This is a genomic window from Paraburkholderia sp. A1RI_3L (assembly GCF_048957895.1).
GTDB lineage: Bacteria > Pseudomonadota > Gammaproteobacteria > Burkholderiales > Burkholderiaceae > Paraburkholderia > Paraburkholderia kururiensis.
This window is the reverse complement of the sequence record NZ_JARCHA010000006.1, coordinates 15,528-30,736: the sequence shown is the minus strand read 5'-3', so window position 1 is coordinate 30,736 and position 15,209 is coordinate 15,528. Positions and strand designations below refer to the sequence as shown.

15 protein-coding genes are annotated in these 15,209 nt (G+C 63.2%); all 15 read left to right on the top strand.

Features of this window, described 5'->3' with window-relative positions; genetic code table 11:
• Positions 1-2: 2 nt before the first annotated feature.
• Positions 3-2,333 carry an NADH-quinone oxidoreductase subunit NuoG gene (gene nuoG, locus PXJ20_RS17495; RefSeq protein WP_421030605.1) on the top strand — a complete coding sequence of 777 codons (2,331 nt, stop codon included), beginning with the start codon at positions 3-5 and terminating at the stop codon, positions 2,331-2,333.
• Positions 2,334-3,398, top strand: a complete 1,065-nt coding sequence (nuoH, locus tag PXJ20_RS17490) for an NADH-quinone oxidoreductase subunit NuoH (protein ID WP_126878514.1) — start codon at positions 2,334-2,336, stop codon at positions 3,396-3,398. It begins immediately after the preceding gene.
• A gap of 15 nt (positions 3,399-3,413) precedes the next feature.
• The gene (nuoI, locus tag PXJ20_RS17485; protein ID WP_017774413.1) at positions 3,414-3,902 is read left to right on the top strand and encodes an NADH-quinone oxidoreductase subunit NuoI; all 489 of its coding nucleotides are present in this window, start codon (positions 3,414-3,416) and stop codon (positions 3,900-3,902) included.
• A gap of 173 nt (positions 3,903-4,075) precedes the next feature.
• A complete protein-coding gene (locus tag PXJ20_RS17480; protein WP_421030606.1) occupies positions 4,076-4,732 on the top strand; it encodes an NADH-quinone oxidoreductase subunit J in 657 nt (218 codons plus the stop codon).
• A gap of 17 nt (positions 4,733-4,749) precedes the next feature.
• Positions 4,750-5,055, top strand: coding sequence for an NADH-quinone oxidoreductase subunit NuoK (gene nuoK / locus PXJ20_RS17475; RefSeq protein WP_017774415.1), 306 nt, complete (start codon positions 4,750-4,752; stop codon positions 5,053-5,055).
• A 17-nt stretch (positions 5,056-5,072) separates the two neighbouring features.
• Positions 5,073-7,109: an NADH-quinone oxidoreductase subunit L gene (gene nuoL / locus PXJ20_RS17470; RefSeq protein ID WP_017774416.1), complete on the top strand. Its 2,037-nt coding sequence runs from the start codon at positions 5,073-5,075 to the stop codon at positions 7,107-7,109.
• 14 nt (positions 7,110-7,123) lie between these two features.
• A complete protein-coding gene (locus PXJ20_RS17465; protein WP_017774417.1) occupies positions 7,124-8,614 on the top strand; it encodes an NADH-quinone oxidoreductase subunit M in 1,491 nt (496 codons plus the stop codon).
• A gap of 25 nt (positions 8,615-8,639) precedes the next feature.
• Entirely contained in the window at positions 8,640-10,112 is a 1,473-nt protein-coding gene (nuoN, locus tag PXJ20_RS17460; protein WP_126878515.1) for an NADH-quinone oxidoreductase subunit NuoN, read from the top strand.
• Positions 10,112-10,408: a DUF2818 family protein gene (locus PXJ20_RS17455; protein ID WP_017774419.1), complete on the top strand. Its 297-nt coding sequence runs from the start codon at positions 10,112-10,114 to the stop codon at positions 10,406-10,408. Before nuoN ends, PXJ20_RS17455 begins: the two co-directional genes overlap by 1 nt.
• 52 nt (positions 10,409-10,460) lie before the next feature.
• The gene (locus tag PXJ20_RS17450) at positions 10,461-11,063 is read left to right on the top strand and encodes an NUDIX domain-containing protein (protein WP_277597621.1); all 603 of its coding nucleotides are present in this window, start codon (positions 10,461-10,463) and stop codon (positions 11,061-11,063) included.
• A 320-nt stretch (positions 11,064-11,383) separates the two neighbouring features.
• Entirely contained in the window at positions 11,384-11,815 is a 432-nt protein-coding gene (locus PXJ20_RS17445; protein WP_413213850.1) for a DUF1178 family protein, read from the top strand.
• Between the two features lie 50 nt (positions 11,816-11,865).
• Positions 11,866-13,062: an acyl-CoA dehydrogenase family protein gene (locus PXJ20_RS17440; RefSeq protein ID WP_421030607.1), complete on the top strand. Its 1,197-nt coding sequence runs from the start codon at positions 11,866-11,868 to the stop codon at positions 13,060-13,062.
• Positions 13,063-13,072: 10 nt separating this feature from the next.
• Entirely contained in the window at positions 13,073-14,224 is a 1,152-nt protein-coding gene (locus PXJ20_RS17435; protein ID WP_421030608.1) for an acyl-CoA dehydrogenase family protein, read from the top strand.
• 37 nt (positions 14,225-14,261) lie between these two features.
• Positions 14,262-14,729, top strand: coding sequence for a MaoC family dehydratase (locus PXJ20_RS17430; protein ID WP_421030609.1), 468 nt, complete (start codon positions 14,262-14,264; stop codon positions 14,727-14,729).
• Positions 14,726-15,190, top strand: a complete 465-nt coding sequence (locus PXJ20_RS17425) for a MaoC family dehydratase (protein WP_421030610.1) — start codon at positions 14,726-14,728, stop codon at positions 15,188-15,190. Before PXJ20_RS17430 ends, PXJ20_RS17425 begins: the two co-directional genes overlap by 4 nt.
• Positions 15,191-15,209 lie beyond the last annotated feature (19 nt).

Below are 15,209 nucleotides of genomic sequence, written 5' to 3'. Positions count from 1 at the left end.
TCATGGTTGAACTCGAAATAGACGGCAAGAAGGTCGAGGTGCCTGAAGGCAGCATGGTGATCCAGGCTGCGCACAAGGTCGATACCTACATTCCTCACTTCTGCTATCACAAGAAGCTGTCGATTGCGGCCAATTGCCGGATGTGTCTCGTCGAGGTCGAGAAGATGCCGAAGGCCGTGCCGGCGTGCGCCACGCCGGTGTCGCCCGGCATGGTCGTGCGCACCACCTCCGACAAGGCCGTGAAGGCCCAGCAGTCGGTGATGGAATTCCTGCTCATCAACCACCCGCTCGACTGCCCGATCTGCGATCAGGGAGGCGAATGCCAGTTGCAGGATCTCGCGGTCGGCTACGGCAAATCGTCGTCGCGCTACAGCGAAGAAAAGCGCGTGGTGTTCCACAAGAATGTCGGTCCACTGATCTCCATGGAAGAGATGACGCGCTGCATCCACTGCACGCGTTGCGTCCGCTTCGGCCAGGAAGTTGCCGGCGTGATGGAACTCGGCATGCTGGGTCGCGGCGAGCATTCGGAAATCACGTCGTTCGTCGGCAAGACCGTGGACTCGGAACTGTCGGGCAACATGATCGACCTGTGCCCGGTCGGCGCGCTCACGAGCAAGCCGTTCCGCTACAGCGCCCGCACGTGGGAACTGTCGCGCCGCAAGTCGGTGAGCCCGCACGATTCCGTCGGCGCAAACCTCGTGGTGCAGGTGAAGAACAACCGCGTCATGCGCGTGCTGCCGCTCGAAAACGAAGCGATCAACGAGTGCTGGATTTCCGACAAGGACCGCTTCTCGTACGAGGGCCTCAACAGCGACGATCGCCTCACGCGCCCGATGGTGAAGCAAGGCGGCCAGTGGATCGAGACGGATTGGCAGACGGCGCTCGAATACGTGATGAAGGGCCTGAAGGGCATCACCGCCGACCATGGCGCGAATGCGCTCGCCACGCTCGCAAGCCCGCACAGCACGGTTGAAGAGCTTTATCTGCTGAAGCAACTGGCCAACGCCGTCGGTACGCCGAACGTCGATTTCCGTCTGCGCCAGTCGGATTTCTCGGCCCCGCTCGCGGGCGCACCGTGGCTCGGCACGAAGATCGCCGACCTCTCGACCCTCGACTCGGCGTTCGTGATCGGTTCGTTCCTGCGTCGCGATCATCCGCTGCTGGCCGCGCGTCTGCGCCAGGCCGCCAAGGGTGGCGCAAAGCTCACGCTGCTGCAGGCCACGAACGACGACTCGCTCATTCCGACCGCACAGCGCATCGTGGCGGCACCGTCGGCATGGCTCGACGAGCTGGCCGGCATCGCGGCAGCCGTTGGTCAAGCGCGCGGCGTGAGCGTGCCCGAAGCGTTCGCGGGCGCCCAACCGTCCGAGGCGGCAAAGCAGGTTGCGGCATCGCTCGCAGCCGGCGAACGGCGTGTCGTGCTGCTTGGCAACAGCGCCGTGCAGCACCCCGAATTTGCACGCCTGCACGCCGCAGCACAGTGGATTGCGGAGAACACCGGCGCAACGCTCGGTTTCCTCACCGAGGCGGCGAACACCGTTGGCGCGTATCTCGCCGGCGCGCTGCCGGGCGAGGGCGGCCTGAACGCGCGCGAAGCGTTCGAGCAGCCGCGCAAGGGCTACGTGCTGCTCAACGTCGAGCCCGAGTTCGATACGGCCAATCCGGCAGCGGCGCTGTCTGCGCTGAATCAGGCCGAGATGGTCGTCGTGCTGTCGCCGTTCAAGACCGGCGCGGAATACGCCGACGTCCTGCTGCCCATCGCGCCGTTCACGGAAACGTCCGGCACGTTCGTCAACGCCGAAGCCACGGTGCAGTCGTTCAACGGTGTCGTGCGTCCGCTTGGCGACGCCCGCCCGGCCTGGAAGGTGCTGCGCGTGCTCGGCAGCCTGCTTGGCAAGCCGGGTTTCGAGTTCGATACGTCCGAAGAAGTGCGCACGGCTGCGCTGGGCGACGGCGACCTCACGTCGCGTCTGTCGAACAAGGCAAACGGTGCGATCGCGGGTTCTGCGGCGAAGCCGGCCAACGGCGGCTTCGAACGCGTGTCCGATGTGCCGATCTACCACGCCGACCCGCTCGTGCGTCGTGCGCCGTCGCTGCATCTGACGATGGCGGCGAAGGCGGCCGGTACGGTGGGCCTGCCGGCAGCGCTCTTCGATCAGCTGGGTTTGAAGGACGGCGACGCGGTGCGCGTGCGCCAAGGCGATCGCTCGGTGCAGGCACCGGCGGTGCGCGACGCGAATCTTGCGCAGACGGTGGTGCGCGTGCCGGCGGCAACGCCCGCCGGTGCGGCGCTGGGCAGCCTGTTCGGTGAACTGCTGGTGGAGAAGGCGTAAATGAGCTTGTTCGATACGATCAACGCAGGCGGCAGCCAGTTGCTAGGTGTGGCGTGGCCCACGGTGTGGGCACTCGTGCGCATCCTGGTGGTGGCGGTGGTGATCCTGCTGTGCGTCGCGTACCTGATCCTCTGGGAGCGCAAGCTCATCGGCTGGATGCACGTGCGTATTGGCCCGAACCGTGTGGGTCCCGCAGGTCTTCTGCAGCCTATCGCAGACGTGCTGAAGCTGCTGCTGAAGGAAGTGATCCAGCCGGCGCAGGCAAGCCGCTGGACTTACCTGATCGCTCCGATCATGACGGTGGTGCCGGCGTTCGCCGTGTGGGCCGTGATTCCGTTCCAGGCAGGCGCTGTGCTCGGCAACATCAACGCGGGTCTGCTGTACGCAATCGCGATCTCGTCGATTGGCGTCTACGGCGTGATTCTCGCCGGCTGGGCGTCCAACTCGAAGTACGCCTTCCTTGGCGCCATGCGTGCCGCAGCGCAGATGGTCTCGTACGAAATCGCCATGGGCTTCGCGCTCGTGGTCGTTCTGATGACCTCGGGCAGCCTCAACCTCTCGGACATCGTGAACTCGCAGGAACGCGGTTTCTTCGCCGATCACGGCGTGGCACTGCTTTCGTGGAACTGGCTGCCGCTCCTGCCGATGTTCGTCGTGTACTTCATCTCGGGCATCGCCGAAACGAACCGCCACCCGTTCGACGTGGTGGAAGGGGAGTCGGAAATCGTCGCGGGCCACATGATCGACTACTCGGGTATGGCGTTCGCGCTGTTCTTCCTCGCCGAGTACATCAACATGATCGTGATCTCGGCCTTGGCTTCGACGCTGTTCCTCGGCGGCTGGAGCGCACCGTTCGGCTTCCTGTCGTTCATCCCGGGCGTGTTCTGGCTGGTGCTGAAAGTCTTTTTCCTGCTGTCGGTATTCATCTGGGCGCGTGCCACGTTCCCGCGCTACCGCTACGACCAGATCATGCGTCTCGGCTGGAAGGTGTTCATTCCGGTGTGCTGTGTCTGGCTGGTGGTGGTCGGCTTCTGGATCATGTCGCCGCTGAATATCTGGAAATAAAGGGCGGATGAACCCATGACCGCAATCCAAAACTTCTTCAAGACCTTCTTTCTCACCGAGCTGCTCAAGGGCCTCGCGCTGACGGGACGTTACACGTTCCGACGCAAGTTCACGGTGCAGTTCCCCGAGGAAAAGACGCCTATTTCGCCGCGCTTTCGCGGGCTGCACGCACTGCGCCGCTACGAGAACGGCGAAGAGCGCTGCATCGCGTGCAAGCTGTGCGAAGCGGTGTGCCCGGCGCTCGCCATCACGATCGAGTCTGAAACGCGCGCGGACAACACGCGCCGCACGACGCGCTACGACATCGACCTGACCAAGTGCATTTTCTGTGGCTTCTGCGAAGAGAGCTGCCCCGTCGATTCGATCGTCGAGACGCACATTCTCGAATATCACGGCGAGAAGCGCGGCGATCTGTATTTCACGAAAGACATGCTGCTGGCCGTGGGCGATCGCTATGAAGCGCAGATCGCCGCGAACAAGGCAGCGGACGCGCCGTACCGTTGATTTCAGTTTGATGCTCGATCGGCCCGCGGTCCGGGCCGGCTGCAGGGCCCGCGCGGTGTAGCTCACGCGCGAAGCCTCAGCCCGACCGCCGCGGCGCGGTGCCCCTGTGCCAGCCCGTGCCGCGCGTCCGACGACAACAAGCCTCACGATGGCCTAACGATGAACCGGTAATCATGGAATTCACGACCGTACTGTTCTACATCTTCGCGCTGCTCCTGACGGTGTCAGGGCTGAAGGTGATCACCTCGCGCAACCCGGTGTCCTCCGCGCTGTTCCTCGTGCTCGCGTTCTTCAACGCGGCCGCGATCTGGATGCTGCTCGAGGCCGAATTCCTCGCCATCCTGCTGGTGCTCGTCTACGTGGGCGCGGTGATGGTGCTGTTCCTGTTCGTCGTGATGATGCTCGACATCAATCTCGACGTACTGCGGCGCGACTTCCGGCGCTTCGTGCCGATGGCGACCGTGGTAGGCGCGATCATCGTGATCGAGACCGCGCTGATCCTCTGGCACGGCTACGGCGCCACGACCACGCCGGTGCGCGATACGGCTGCGGCCGCCGCACTCGGCTCCATGCCGAATACGCGCCTGATCGGCCGGATCATTTACTCGGAATACATCTTCGCATTCGAAGTGGCGGGCCTCGTGCTGCTCGTGGCGATCATTGCCGCGATCGCGCTGACCGCGCGCCATCTCAAGACCCGCAAGCGTCAGGTGGTGTCGGAGCAGGTGCACGTGCGGCGTGAAGACCGCGTGCGCCTTGTGAAGATGCCGGCCGAGAAGGCCGCACCCGAACCGGTTGCGGGAGAAACTGCGCCCGGCAGCAACAACTGAGCGAGGAGGAGAAAAACATGTTGACCCTTGCCCATTACCTCGTGCTCGGCGCGATCCTGTTCGCGATCGCTGTCGTCGGCATTTTCCTGAACCGTCGCAACATCATCATCATCCTGATGGCGATCGAGCTGATGCTGCTGGCGGTGAACACCAATTTCGTCGCGTTCTCGCATTACCTCGGCGACGTGCATGGCCAGATCTTCGTGTTCTTCGTGCTGACAGTGGCAGCAGCGGAGGCGGCGATCGGTCTCGCCATTCTGGTGACCCTGTTCCGTAGCCTCGACACGATCAACGTCGAGGACCTCGATCAGCTCAAAGGTTAATTTCAGGCAAGGCTGTTATGTCCACGACACTCAATGAAAACCTGCTGCTGGCCATCCCGCTCGCGCCGCTTGTCGGGTCGCTGATCGCGGGTCTGTTCGGCAAGACAGTGGGGCGGGCGGGTGCCCACACGGTCACGATTCTCGGCGTCGCGATCTCGTTCGTGCTTTCGGCCATCGTGTTCCTCGACGTACTGAACGGCGCAAGCTTCAACGCGACGATCTACGAGTGGATGTCGGTGCATGGCCTGAAGTTCGAGATCGGCTTCCTCGTCGATTCGCTCACGGCGATGATGATGTGCGTGGTGACCTTCGTGTCGCTGATGGTGCACATCTACACCATCGGCTACATGGCGGAAGAAGACGGCTACCAGCGCTTCTTCTCGTACATCTCGCTGTTCACGTTCTCGATGCTGATGCTCGTCATGAGCAACAACTTCCTGCAGCTGTTCTTCGGCTGGGAAGCGGTGGGTCTTGTGTCGTACCTGCTGATCGGCTTCTACTTCACGCGTGAAAGCGCGATCTACGCGAACATGAAGGCGTTCCTCGTGAACCGCGTGGGTGACTTCGGCTTCCTGCTCGGCATCGGCCTGCTGCTCGCGTTCGCCGGTTCGCTCAATTACGGCGACGTGTTCGCGAAGCGCAACGAACTGGCCGCACTCGCGTTCCCGGGCACGCACTGGGGCCTCCTGACCGTCGCCTGTATCTGCCTCTTCATCGGCGCGATGGGTAAGTCGGCGCAGTTCCCGCTGCACGTCTGGCTGCCGGACTCAATGGAAGGCCCGACGCCTATCTCCGCGCTGATTCACGCGGCGACCATGGTGACGGCCGGCATCTTCATGGTGACGCGCATGTCGCCGCTCTTCGAACTCTCCGATGCGGCGCTCTCGTTCATCACCGTGATCGGTGCCATTACGGCGCTCTTCATGGGCTTCCTCGGCATCGTGCAGAACGACATCAAGCGTGTGGTGGCGTACTCCACGCTCTCGCAGCTCGGCTACATGACGGTCGCGCTGGGCGTGTCGGCCTACCCGGTCGGCGTGTTCCACCTCATGACCCACGCGTTCTTCAAGGCGCTGCTGTTCCTCGGCGCCGGTTCCGTGATCATCGGCATGCACCACGATCAGGACATGCGCAACATGGGCGGCCTGCGCAAGTACATGCCGATCACGTGGATCACGTCGCTAATCGGCTCGCTCGCGCTGATCGGTACGCCGTTCTTCTCGGGCTTCTACTCGAAAGATTCGATCATCGACGCGGTCAAGCTCTCGCATCTGCCGGGCTCGGGCTTCGCCTACTTCGCCGTGACGGCGAGCGTGTTCGTGACGGCGCTGTACTCGTTCCGGATGTATTTCATGGTGTTCCACGGCGAGGAGCGTTTCCGCCATCCGAAGGACTACGGCAATGGCCATGGCGCTGAGTCGTCCGCGCACGGCCACGAGCATGAGCACCACGTTCACGTGCCGCACGAAACGCCGTGGGTGGTGTGGCTGCCGCTCGTGCTGCTGGCGATTCCGTCGGTGGTGATCGGCGCGATTGCGATTGGCCCGATGCTGTACGGCGACTTCTTCCAGCACGGCGTGGCGTTCGACAAGGTGATCGAAATTTCGTCGAGCCACCCGGCGCTGGCCGAGATGGCCGAAGAATTCCACGGCTGGCTGGATCTGGGTCTGCACGCGGTGACGGGGCTGCCCATGTGGCTCGCGCTGGCCGGCGTGGTGGTGGCCTGGTTCCTGTACCTGAAGCGTCCTGATCTGCCGGCGGTGATTCGCAGCAAGTTCGGCCCGATCTACACGCTGCTGGACAACAAGTACTACATGGACAAGATCAACGAAGTCGTGTTCGCGCGGGGTGCGGTGGCGATTGGCCGCGGACTCTGGAAAGAGGGCGACGTCGTGGTCATCGACGGTCTCGTCAACGGGAGCGCGCGTTTTATCGGCTGGTTTGCGAGCGTGATCCGTTTCCTCCAATCCGGCTACATCTATCACTACGCGTTTGCCATGATTATCGGCATGTTGGGGCTCCTGACCCTGTTTGTAACGCTTAGCGGCAAATAAGGCGAGGGACACGAATGCATACTTATCCGCTTCTCAGTATCGCCATCTGGATGCCGATTGTTTTCGGGCTCGTCATCCTGGCGATCGGGTCCGACAAGAATCCGGGGCCGGCGCGATGGATCGCGCTCGTGGGGTCGATCCTGAGCTTCATCGTCACGATTCCGCTGTTCACGCAGTTCGACGCCAGCACGGCGGCGATGCAGTTCGTCGAGCAGTCCACCTGGATCGAACGCTTCAACATTTCGTACCACCTGGGCGTGGACGGCATCTCGATGTGGTTTGTGGTGCTGACCGCGCTGATTACGGTGATCGTCGTGATCGCCGGATGGGAAGTGATCACGAAGAACGTCTCGCAGTACCTGGCGGCCTTCCTGATCCTCTCCGGCATCATGGTGGGCGTGTTCAGCGCGCAGGACGGCATGCTGTTCTACGTGTTCTTCGAAGCCACCCTGATTCCGATGTACATCATCATCGGCGTGTGGGGCGGCCCGAACCGCGTTTATGCCGCGTTCAAGTTCTTCCTGTACACGCTGGCCGGCTCGCTCCTGATGCTGGTCGCGCTGCTGTACCTGTACACGCAGACGGGCACGTTCGACCTCGCCTCGTGGCAGGCCGCGAAGATCGCGATGACGCCGCAGATCCTGCTCTTCATTGCCTTCTTCCTTGCCTTCGCCGTGAAGGTGCCGATGTGGCCGGTGCACACGTGGTTGCCTGACGCCCACGTGGAAGCGCCCACGGGCGGCTCGGTCGTGCTGGCGGCGATCATGCTGAAGCTCGGTGCGTACGGTTTCCTGCGTTTTTCGCTGCCGGTCACGCCGGACGCGAGCCACTTCCTCGCGCCGGTCATCATCACGCTTTCGCTGATCGCGGTGATCTACATCGGCCTCGTGGCGATGGTGCAGGCCGACATGAAGAAACTGGTCGCGTATTCGTCGATCGCGCACATGGGCTTCGTCACGCTCGGCTTCTTCATCTTCAGCCAACTGGGTGTGGAAGGCGCGATCGTGCAGATGATCTCGCACGGCTTCGTGTCGGGCGCCATGTTCCTGTGCATCGGCGTGCTCTACGACCGCGTGCACTCGCGTCAGATCGCGGACTACGGTGGCGTCGTGAACACGATGCCGAAGTTTGCGGCGCTCGCCATGCTGTTCTCGATGGCCAACTGCGGCTTGCCGGGTACCTCGGGTTTCGTGGGCGAATTCATGGTGATTCTGGCCGCTGTCCAGTTCAATTTCTGGATTGCGTTCGGCGCAGCGTTCACGCTGATTCTCGGCGCGGCCTACACGCTGTGGATGTACAAGCGCGTCTACTTCGGCGCCGTGGCCAACGATCACGTGAAGGAACTCAAGGACGTGAACCGCCGCGAGTACTTCATGCTGGCTATCCTCGCGCTGCTGACGCTGTATATGGGCATCTATCCGAAGCCCTTTACCGATGTGATGCACGTCTCCGTGGATAACCTCCTCTCCCACGTGGCGCAGTCGAAGCTGCCGTTGTCGCAGTAATACAGAGCGGAGGATCTAAGACATCATGCAAAACGCACCTATGACCGTTCTGTTGCCCGACGCGCTGCTGATGGTCGCCGTCATCGTCGCGTGGCTGAACGACACGTTCGTCGGCGACAGCGGCCGGCGCACGACCTACTTCATCGCCTTGCTGTCGAGCCTCGTGGCCGGCATCTGGTTCGCGGTGAACGCGGCCGACAACAACGTCTATTATTTCTTCTCGCACATGTACGTGGTGGACGCGTTCGCCAGTGCGATGAAGGCTGTCGTGACGCTGGGCTTCGCCGTGTCGATCGTCTACTCGCGTCGTTATCTGGAAGAGCGCGACCTGTTCCGCGGCGACTTCTTCCTGCTCGGCATGTTCTCGCTGCTCGGTCAGCTGGTGATGATCTCCGGCAACAACTTCCTGACGCTGTACCTCGGTCTGGAACTGATGTCGCTGTCGCTCTACGCCGTGATCGCCCTGCGCCGCAGCGCCTCGACGTCGAACGAAGCGGCGATGAAGTACTACGTGCTGGGCGCGCTGGCTTCGGGCTTCCTGCTCTACGGCATTTCGATGCTGTACGGCGCAACGGGCTCGCTCGACCTCAACGATGTGGTGAAGGCCATTGCTTCGGGCCGCATCAACGACGTCGTGCTGCTCTTCGGCGTGATCTTCGTCGTGGCCGGTGTGGCGTTCAAGATGGGCGCGGTGCCGTTCCACATGTGGGTACCCGATGTGTATCAAGGCGCCCCCACGGCGATGACGCTGCTCACGGGCGGCGGCCCCAAGGTGGCCGCATTCGCGTGGGCTCTGCGCTTCCTCGTGATGGGTCTGTTGCCGCTCGCAGTCGACTGGCAGGAAATGCTGGTGATTCTCGCCGCGCTCTCGCTGATCGTCGGCAACATCACGGGTATCGTGCAGCGTAACGTGAAGCGCATGCTCGCGTACTCGGCGATCTCGAACATGGGCTTCGTGCTGCTGGGGCTGCTCTCCGGCATCGTGGACGGCAAGGCGAGCGGGGCGGCCGGCGCCTACGGTTCGGCCATGTTCTACAGCATCGTCTACCTGATCACGACGCTGGGCACATTCGGCATGGTGATGCTGCTCGCGCGCCGCGACTTCGAAGCCGACACGATCGACGACTTCAAGGGTCTCAATCAGCGCAGCCCGGTGTTCGCGTTCGTCATGATGGTGATGATGTTCTCGCTCGCCGGCATCCCGCCGACGGTCGGCTTCTACGCGAAGCTTGCCGTGCTCGAGGCCACGGTGAATGCCGGTCTCACGTGGCTTGCGGTGCTGGCCGTGATCACGTCGCTGTTCGGCGCGTTCTACTACCTGCGTATCGTCAAGCTCATGTACTTCGACGCGCCGCAGGACACCACGCCGATCCAGTCGGGCATGTGCAACCGCGCGCTGCTCGCGCTCAATGGCCTCGCCGTGCTGGTGCTCGGCCTCGTGCCGGGGCCGCTGATGACCGGTTGCCTGCAGGCCATCTCGCACACGCTCTCGCTCTGATGTCCGCAGCGGGCTGGTTTATCGTGTTGTTGGCGCTCGCGGGCGCCAACCTGCCTTTTCTGAATCAGCGCCTCTTCTGCGTGGTCCCACTCAGGGCGACGAAGAAGAGCGCCTGGTGGCGGATCGGCGAATTGATCGTGCTCTATTTCGTGGTCGGCGCACTCGGTTTCATGCTCGAATCGCGCGCAGGCAATCGCTTCGACCAGGGCTGGCAGTTCTACGCGATCACGTTCAGTCTCTTCATCGTCTTCGCCTTTCCAGGCTTCGCCTGGCAGTATCTCGTCAAACGGCACTGACGGCGCGAGCCATCGCGCCTCGGTCTTCCAGCGTTGCACAGAGGGTTTGCATATGGCCGCCGAACTCCCCGATCACGACGACGCGCTCTACGAGCGATGCGTTGAAAGCACCACGATCCACAACGGCAAGTTCCTCACGCTCAAGTGCGATACGGTGGAATTGCCGGACGGCAAGCACGCCACGCGCGAATACGTGCAGCATCCGGGCGCGGTCATGGTGATTCCGCTGTTCGACGACGGCCGCGTGCTGATGGAAAGCCAGTACCGCTACCCGATCGGTAAGGTGATGTACGAGTACCCGGCCGGCAAGCTCGATCCGAACGAAGGCGCGCTTGCGTGCGCAAAGCGCGAACTGCGCGAGGAAACGGGCTATACGGCGCGCGAATACATCTACGTCACGCGTATCCACCCGATCATTTCGTACTCCACCGAGTTCATCGACATCTATCTGGCACGCGGACTCACCGCGGGCGAGCGCAATCTGGACGACGGCGAATTTCTCGAGCTTTTCACGGCGACTGTGCCCGATCTCTCGGAGTGGGTGCGCACGGGCAAGATCACGGACGTGAAGACGATCATCGGCACGTTCTGGCTCGAAAAGGTGCTCTCGGGTGCCTGGCCGCTCGGGCCGGCGGAGACTGGCGGCGACGCGTAAGCGTCGCGTTCCGTTGCGGCAGATGGAGGCTGCGGAAAGACCGCTATCTCCACGGTGAATCATCGTCGGTGTTGACGCGTCGCGTAGACCTCAGGCACCGGCTTTTGACTACCTCGGCAGCACGCGGCCCGAGGCGCTACAATCGCCGGACACGTCATGCGTCATTCATAAACAGGCCGATTTTTTGCCGGCACGAGAGAACGTCCCGTGCCGCGCGGTAGCGCGTCGCCGCCACACCGCGAACACTAAGCGCCGTTTTGCGAACGATCGTTCATAAAACAGCGAATTGCGCTAAACTCGCACGTAAGCCCCGATTCCACATGAAGGTCCTCGATCTACAATGCCCGGGCGGCCATCGCTTCGAAGGCTGGTTTGCCTCGGCAGACGACTTCGAATCGCAGCTGTCTCGCAAGCTCGTTGAATGTCCGATTTGCGGTGCCACCGAAGTGAGCCGCCTGCCGTCCGCGCCGCGCCTGAATCTTTCGGGAGCGGCCGAGCCGGCGCAGCAAGGCACACCGGACATAAACGAACTGCAGGCGCGGGTCATGCGCGCGCTGCGCGAGGTCCTCGACAAGACCGAGAACGTGGGCGACCGCTTCGCCGAGGAAGCCCGGCGCATCCACTACAACGAGGCGCCCGCACGCAATATTCGCGGGGTCACGACGCCTGAGGATGCACGCGCGCTCGTCGAAGAAGGCATCGACGTGATGCCGCTGCCGATCCCGGCCGCGTTGAAGGAGCCGTTGCAGTAACGCGGCGTCTTCCTTGCGGCGGCGCTCGCTGCGGCAAGGAGACACTGCGCATGGACCTCGATTATTCCGCCGCCGACGGCGCCTTTCGCGCCGACATTCGCGCCTGGCTCGAAGCGAATCTGCCTTCGTCGCTGCGCGACAAAGTCCTCAATCACAAACGTCTGAATCGCGACGACTTCGCGCGCTGGCACAAGCTGCTCGGCGCGCGCGGTTGGTCCGCGCCCGCATGGCCCGTCGAATACGGCGGACCCGGCTGGAACGCAACACAACGCCATATCTGGGAGGAGGAGTGCGCGCGGGCCGGCGCGCCGATGGTGCTGCCTTTCGGCGTGTCGATGGTTGCGCCCGTCCTCATGAAGTACGGCAGCGAGGCGCAGAAACGCCACTACCTGCCGCGTATTCTCGATGGCACCGACTGGTGGTGCCAGGGCTACTCCGAACCCGGTTCGGGGTCCGATCTGGCTTCGCTGCGAACACGCGCCGAACGCCACGGTGACCACTATGTTGTGAACGGGCAGAAGACCTGGACTACGCTCGGCCAGCACGCCGACATGATGTTCTGCCTCGTGCGCACCGACTCGTCCGCGAAAAAGCAGGAAGGCATCTCGTTCCTGCTGATCGACATGAAGACGCCAGGCATCACGGTTCGTCCCATCATCACGCTCGACGAAGATCACGAAGTCAACGAGGTGTTCTTCGAAGACGTGAAGGTGCCGGTCGAAAATCTGGTCGGTGAGGAGAATCGCGGCTGGACGTACGCGAAGTATCTGCTCGGGCACGAGCGCACCGGCATTGCGCGCGTGGGCCAGTCGAAACGCGAACTGCTCTTTCTGAAGCGCTTCGCATTCGCGCAGCAAAAGAACGGCAAGCCGCTGCTGCATGATCCGCTATTCGCCGCGAAGGTGGCGGCGCTCGAGATCGAACTCATGGCGCTCGAAGTCACGGTGCAGCGCGTGGTGAGCAGCGAAACCGGCGGACGTGGACCGGGGCCTGAAGCATCGATGCTGAAGATCAAAGGCACCGAGGTCCAGCAGGCGCTCACCGAACTGATGTTCGAAGCCGCTGGTCCGCTCGCCGCGCCGTTCGACGTGCCGTTCCTCGAAGGCGAACGCGAACACAGCATCGCCGGCGACGACGACGCGGCGCCGCTCGCCGCCTACTACTTCAACTTCCGCAAGACGTCGATCTACGGCGGCTCGAACGAAATCCAGAAGAACATCATCGCGCAGATGATTCTGGGCCTTTGAGGAGCAGCGCATGGACTTCACCTTCACGGACGAACAACAGCAATTCGCCGACGCGCTGCGCCGCTATCTCGACCGGCAATACGGCTTCGAAGCGCGTCAGGCGATTGTGCGCTCCGAGGCCGGCGTATCGGATACCCACTGGCAGGCGCTCGTCGAACTGGGTCTCACGGCGTTGCCCGTGCCGCAGGCGCAAGGCGGGTTCGATGGCACGCCGTTCGACATGCTCGTCGTCATGCAGGAACTGGGCCGCGCGCTGGTCGTGGAGCCCTACTGGGCAACCGCGGTGGGCATCGAGGCATTGAAGCTTGCCGGTTCGGGCGATGGCGAAGACGCGACGCTGCTCGAACGTGCCGCGGCAGGCGAGCTCAAGCTCGCGGTGGCGTTTAATGAGCCTGCTGCGCGATACGACCTGTTCGCGGTCGAGGCGGTCGCGACACCGCGCGATGGCGGCTTCGTGCTGAGCGGCAGCAAGTCGGTGGTGCAGCACGGCGCGCAGGCGGACTACTGGATCGTCCCGGCGCGGCTCGCGGGCGGCGAAGCGCCCGGCGAGCTGGCACTCTTCGTCGTGGGACGCGATGCAGCGGGCGCGACCGCTACGGACTACCGCACCATCGACGGCCAGCGCGCTGCAACGCTCCTTTTAGAAGCCACACCGGCACGCCGGCTCGCTGCGGATGGCTCGCATGAAGTGGGTGCCGCAACGCTCGAACGCATCGCCGACTACGGCATCGTTCTGCTCTGCGCAGAGGCAATCGGTGCGCTCGACGCGCTCAACCATGCTACCGTCGAGTACACGAAGACGCGCCAGCAGTTCGGCGTGCCCATTGCCCGTTTTCAGGCACTGCAGCACAGGATGGTCGAGATGCTGATCCACACGGAACAGGCGCGCTCGCTCACTTATCTGGCCGCGGCGCGCTACACGAGCGCGGACACCGACGAGCGGCGCCGCGCGATAAGCGCGGCGAAGGTGCGGGTCGGGCAGGCCGCGCGCTTCGTGGGACAGCAGGCGGTCCAGCTGCACGGCGGGATGGGCGTCACCAACGAAGTGGGCGCGGCGCATCTGTTCAAGCGGCTCGCGATCATCGAAACGACGCTCGGTGACGTCGACCATCACCTGGCGCGCTTTACGGCGTTACCTGGCTTCACCGCCTGCGACGCGTGAACATCAACAAAAGACGTTTGCCAACGAGGATCAAGCGATGGGATTGAGCTACGAGGATATAGAAGCGGGCACGGCGGCCGAAATCGGTTCGCACACGTTCGGGCATGCCGAGATCGTGGAGTTTGCGCAGCGGTTCGATCCCCAGCCCTTCCATGTGGACGACGAGGCAGCGAAAACGTCGCCCTACGGCAAGCTGATCGCGAGCGGCTGGCATACGTGCTCGGTGATGATGGGGCTCTTCGTGCGCAGCACGCTGGCGGGATCCACTTCGATGGGCTCGCCCGGCGTGGACGAGATTCGCTGGCTCAGGCCCGTCGCGGTCGGCGACACCATCACGATGAAAGTCTCCGTGCTCGATAAACGCGTGCTGGCGAGCCGGCCGGATCGCGGCATCGTCTCGATGCAGTGGGAAGGCATCAACCAGAACGGTGAGACCGCCATCATCGTACGTTCGAAGGGCATCTTCGGTCTGCGTCATCCGGGCGCGAGCGGGGCGGCAGCATGAGCGAGGTCGCCCCGCAGATCGATGCAGACGCGCTGCGTGCACTCGTGGGTGCGCCGGCACTCGTCAGCGAGTGGATCGAGGTCGATCAGGCGCGGGTGGACCGCTTTGCAGCCGCAACAGGCGACCATCAGTGGATACATGTCGACCCGGAACGGGCGCGGCGCGAGTCGCCGTTCGGCGGGCCGATCGCGCACGGGTTCCTCACGCTCTCGCTCATCCCCGCGCTGCTGGAACGGACGGTCGCGCTACGTCAGCGCATGGGTCTCAACTACGGGCTCAATCGCGTGCGCTTCACATCGCCGTTGCCCGTTGGCGCCAGGGTGCGCGCACATTTCGCTGTGGCCGAGGTCACCGACGTGGACGGCAACGGCGTGCAGGTCATCTGGAAGGTGACGCTCGAACGTGAAGGAAGCGAGCGGCCTGTGTGCATCGCGGAATTCATCACGCGCCACTACTTCTGAGCATCCGGGGGCCGCCATC

Bases quoted from the DNA above. Each gene is read 5' to 3' on its own strand.
- nuoG (WP_421030605.1), top strand. From the start codon at position 3: ATGGTTGAACTCGAAATAGACGGCAAGAAGGTCGAGGTGCCTGAAGGC.
- nuoH (WP_126878514.1), top strand. From the start codon at position 2,334: ATGAGCTTGTTCGATACGATCAACGCAGGCGGCAGCCAGTTGCTAGGT.
- nuoI (WP_017774413.1), top strand. From the start codon at position 3,414: ATGACCGCAATCCAAAACTTCTTCAAGACCTTCTTTCTCACCGAGCTG.
- PXJ20_RS17480 (WP_421030606.1), top strand. From the start codon at position 4,076: ATGGAATTCACGACCGTACTGTTCTACATCTTCGCGCTGCTCCTGACG.
- nuoK (WP_017774415.1), top strand. From the start codon at position 4,750: ATGTTGACCCTTGCCCATTACCTCGTGCTCGGCGCGATCCTGTTCGCG.
- nuoL (WP_017774416.1), top strand. From the start codon at position 5,073: ATGTCCACGACACTCAATGAAAACCTGCTGCTGGCCATCCCGCTCGCG.
- PXJ20_RS17465 (WP_017774417.1), top strand. From the start codon at position 7,124: ATGCATACTTATCCGCTTCTCAGTATCGCCATCTGGATGCCGATTGTT.
- nuoN (WP_126878515.1), top strand. From the start codon at position 8,640: ATGCAAAACGCACCTATGACCGTTCTGTTGCCCGACGCGCTGCTGATG.
- PXJ20_RS17455 (WP_017774419.1), top strand. From the start codon at position 10,112: ATGTCCGCAGCGGGCTGGTTTATCGTGTTGTTGGCGCTCGCGGGCGCC.
- PXJ20_RS17450 (WP_277597621.1), top strand. From the start codon at position 10,461: ATGGCCGCCGAACTCCCCGATCACGACGACGCGCTCTACGAGCGATGC.
- PXJ20_RS17445 (WP_413213850.1), top strand. From the start codon at position 11,384: ATGAAGGTCCTCGATCTACAATGCCCGGGCGGCCATCGCTTCGAAGGC.
- PXJ20_RS17440 (WP_421030607.1), top strand. From the start codon at position 11,866: ATGGACCTCGATTATTCCGCCGCCGACGGCGCCTTTCGCGCCGACATT.
- PXJ20_RS17435 (WP_421030608.1), top strand. From the start codon at position 13,073: ATGGACTTCACCTTCACGGACGAACAACAGCAATTCGCCGACGCGCTG.
- PXJ20_RS17430 (WP_421030609.1), top strand. From the start codon at position 14,262: ATGGGATTGAGCTACGAGGATATAGAAGCGGGCACGGCGGCCGAAATC.
- PXJ20_RS17425 (WP_421030610.1), top strand. From the start codon at position 14,726: ATGAGCGAGGTCGCCCCGCAGATCGATGCAGACGCGCTGCGTGCACTC.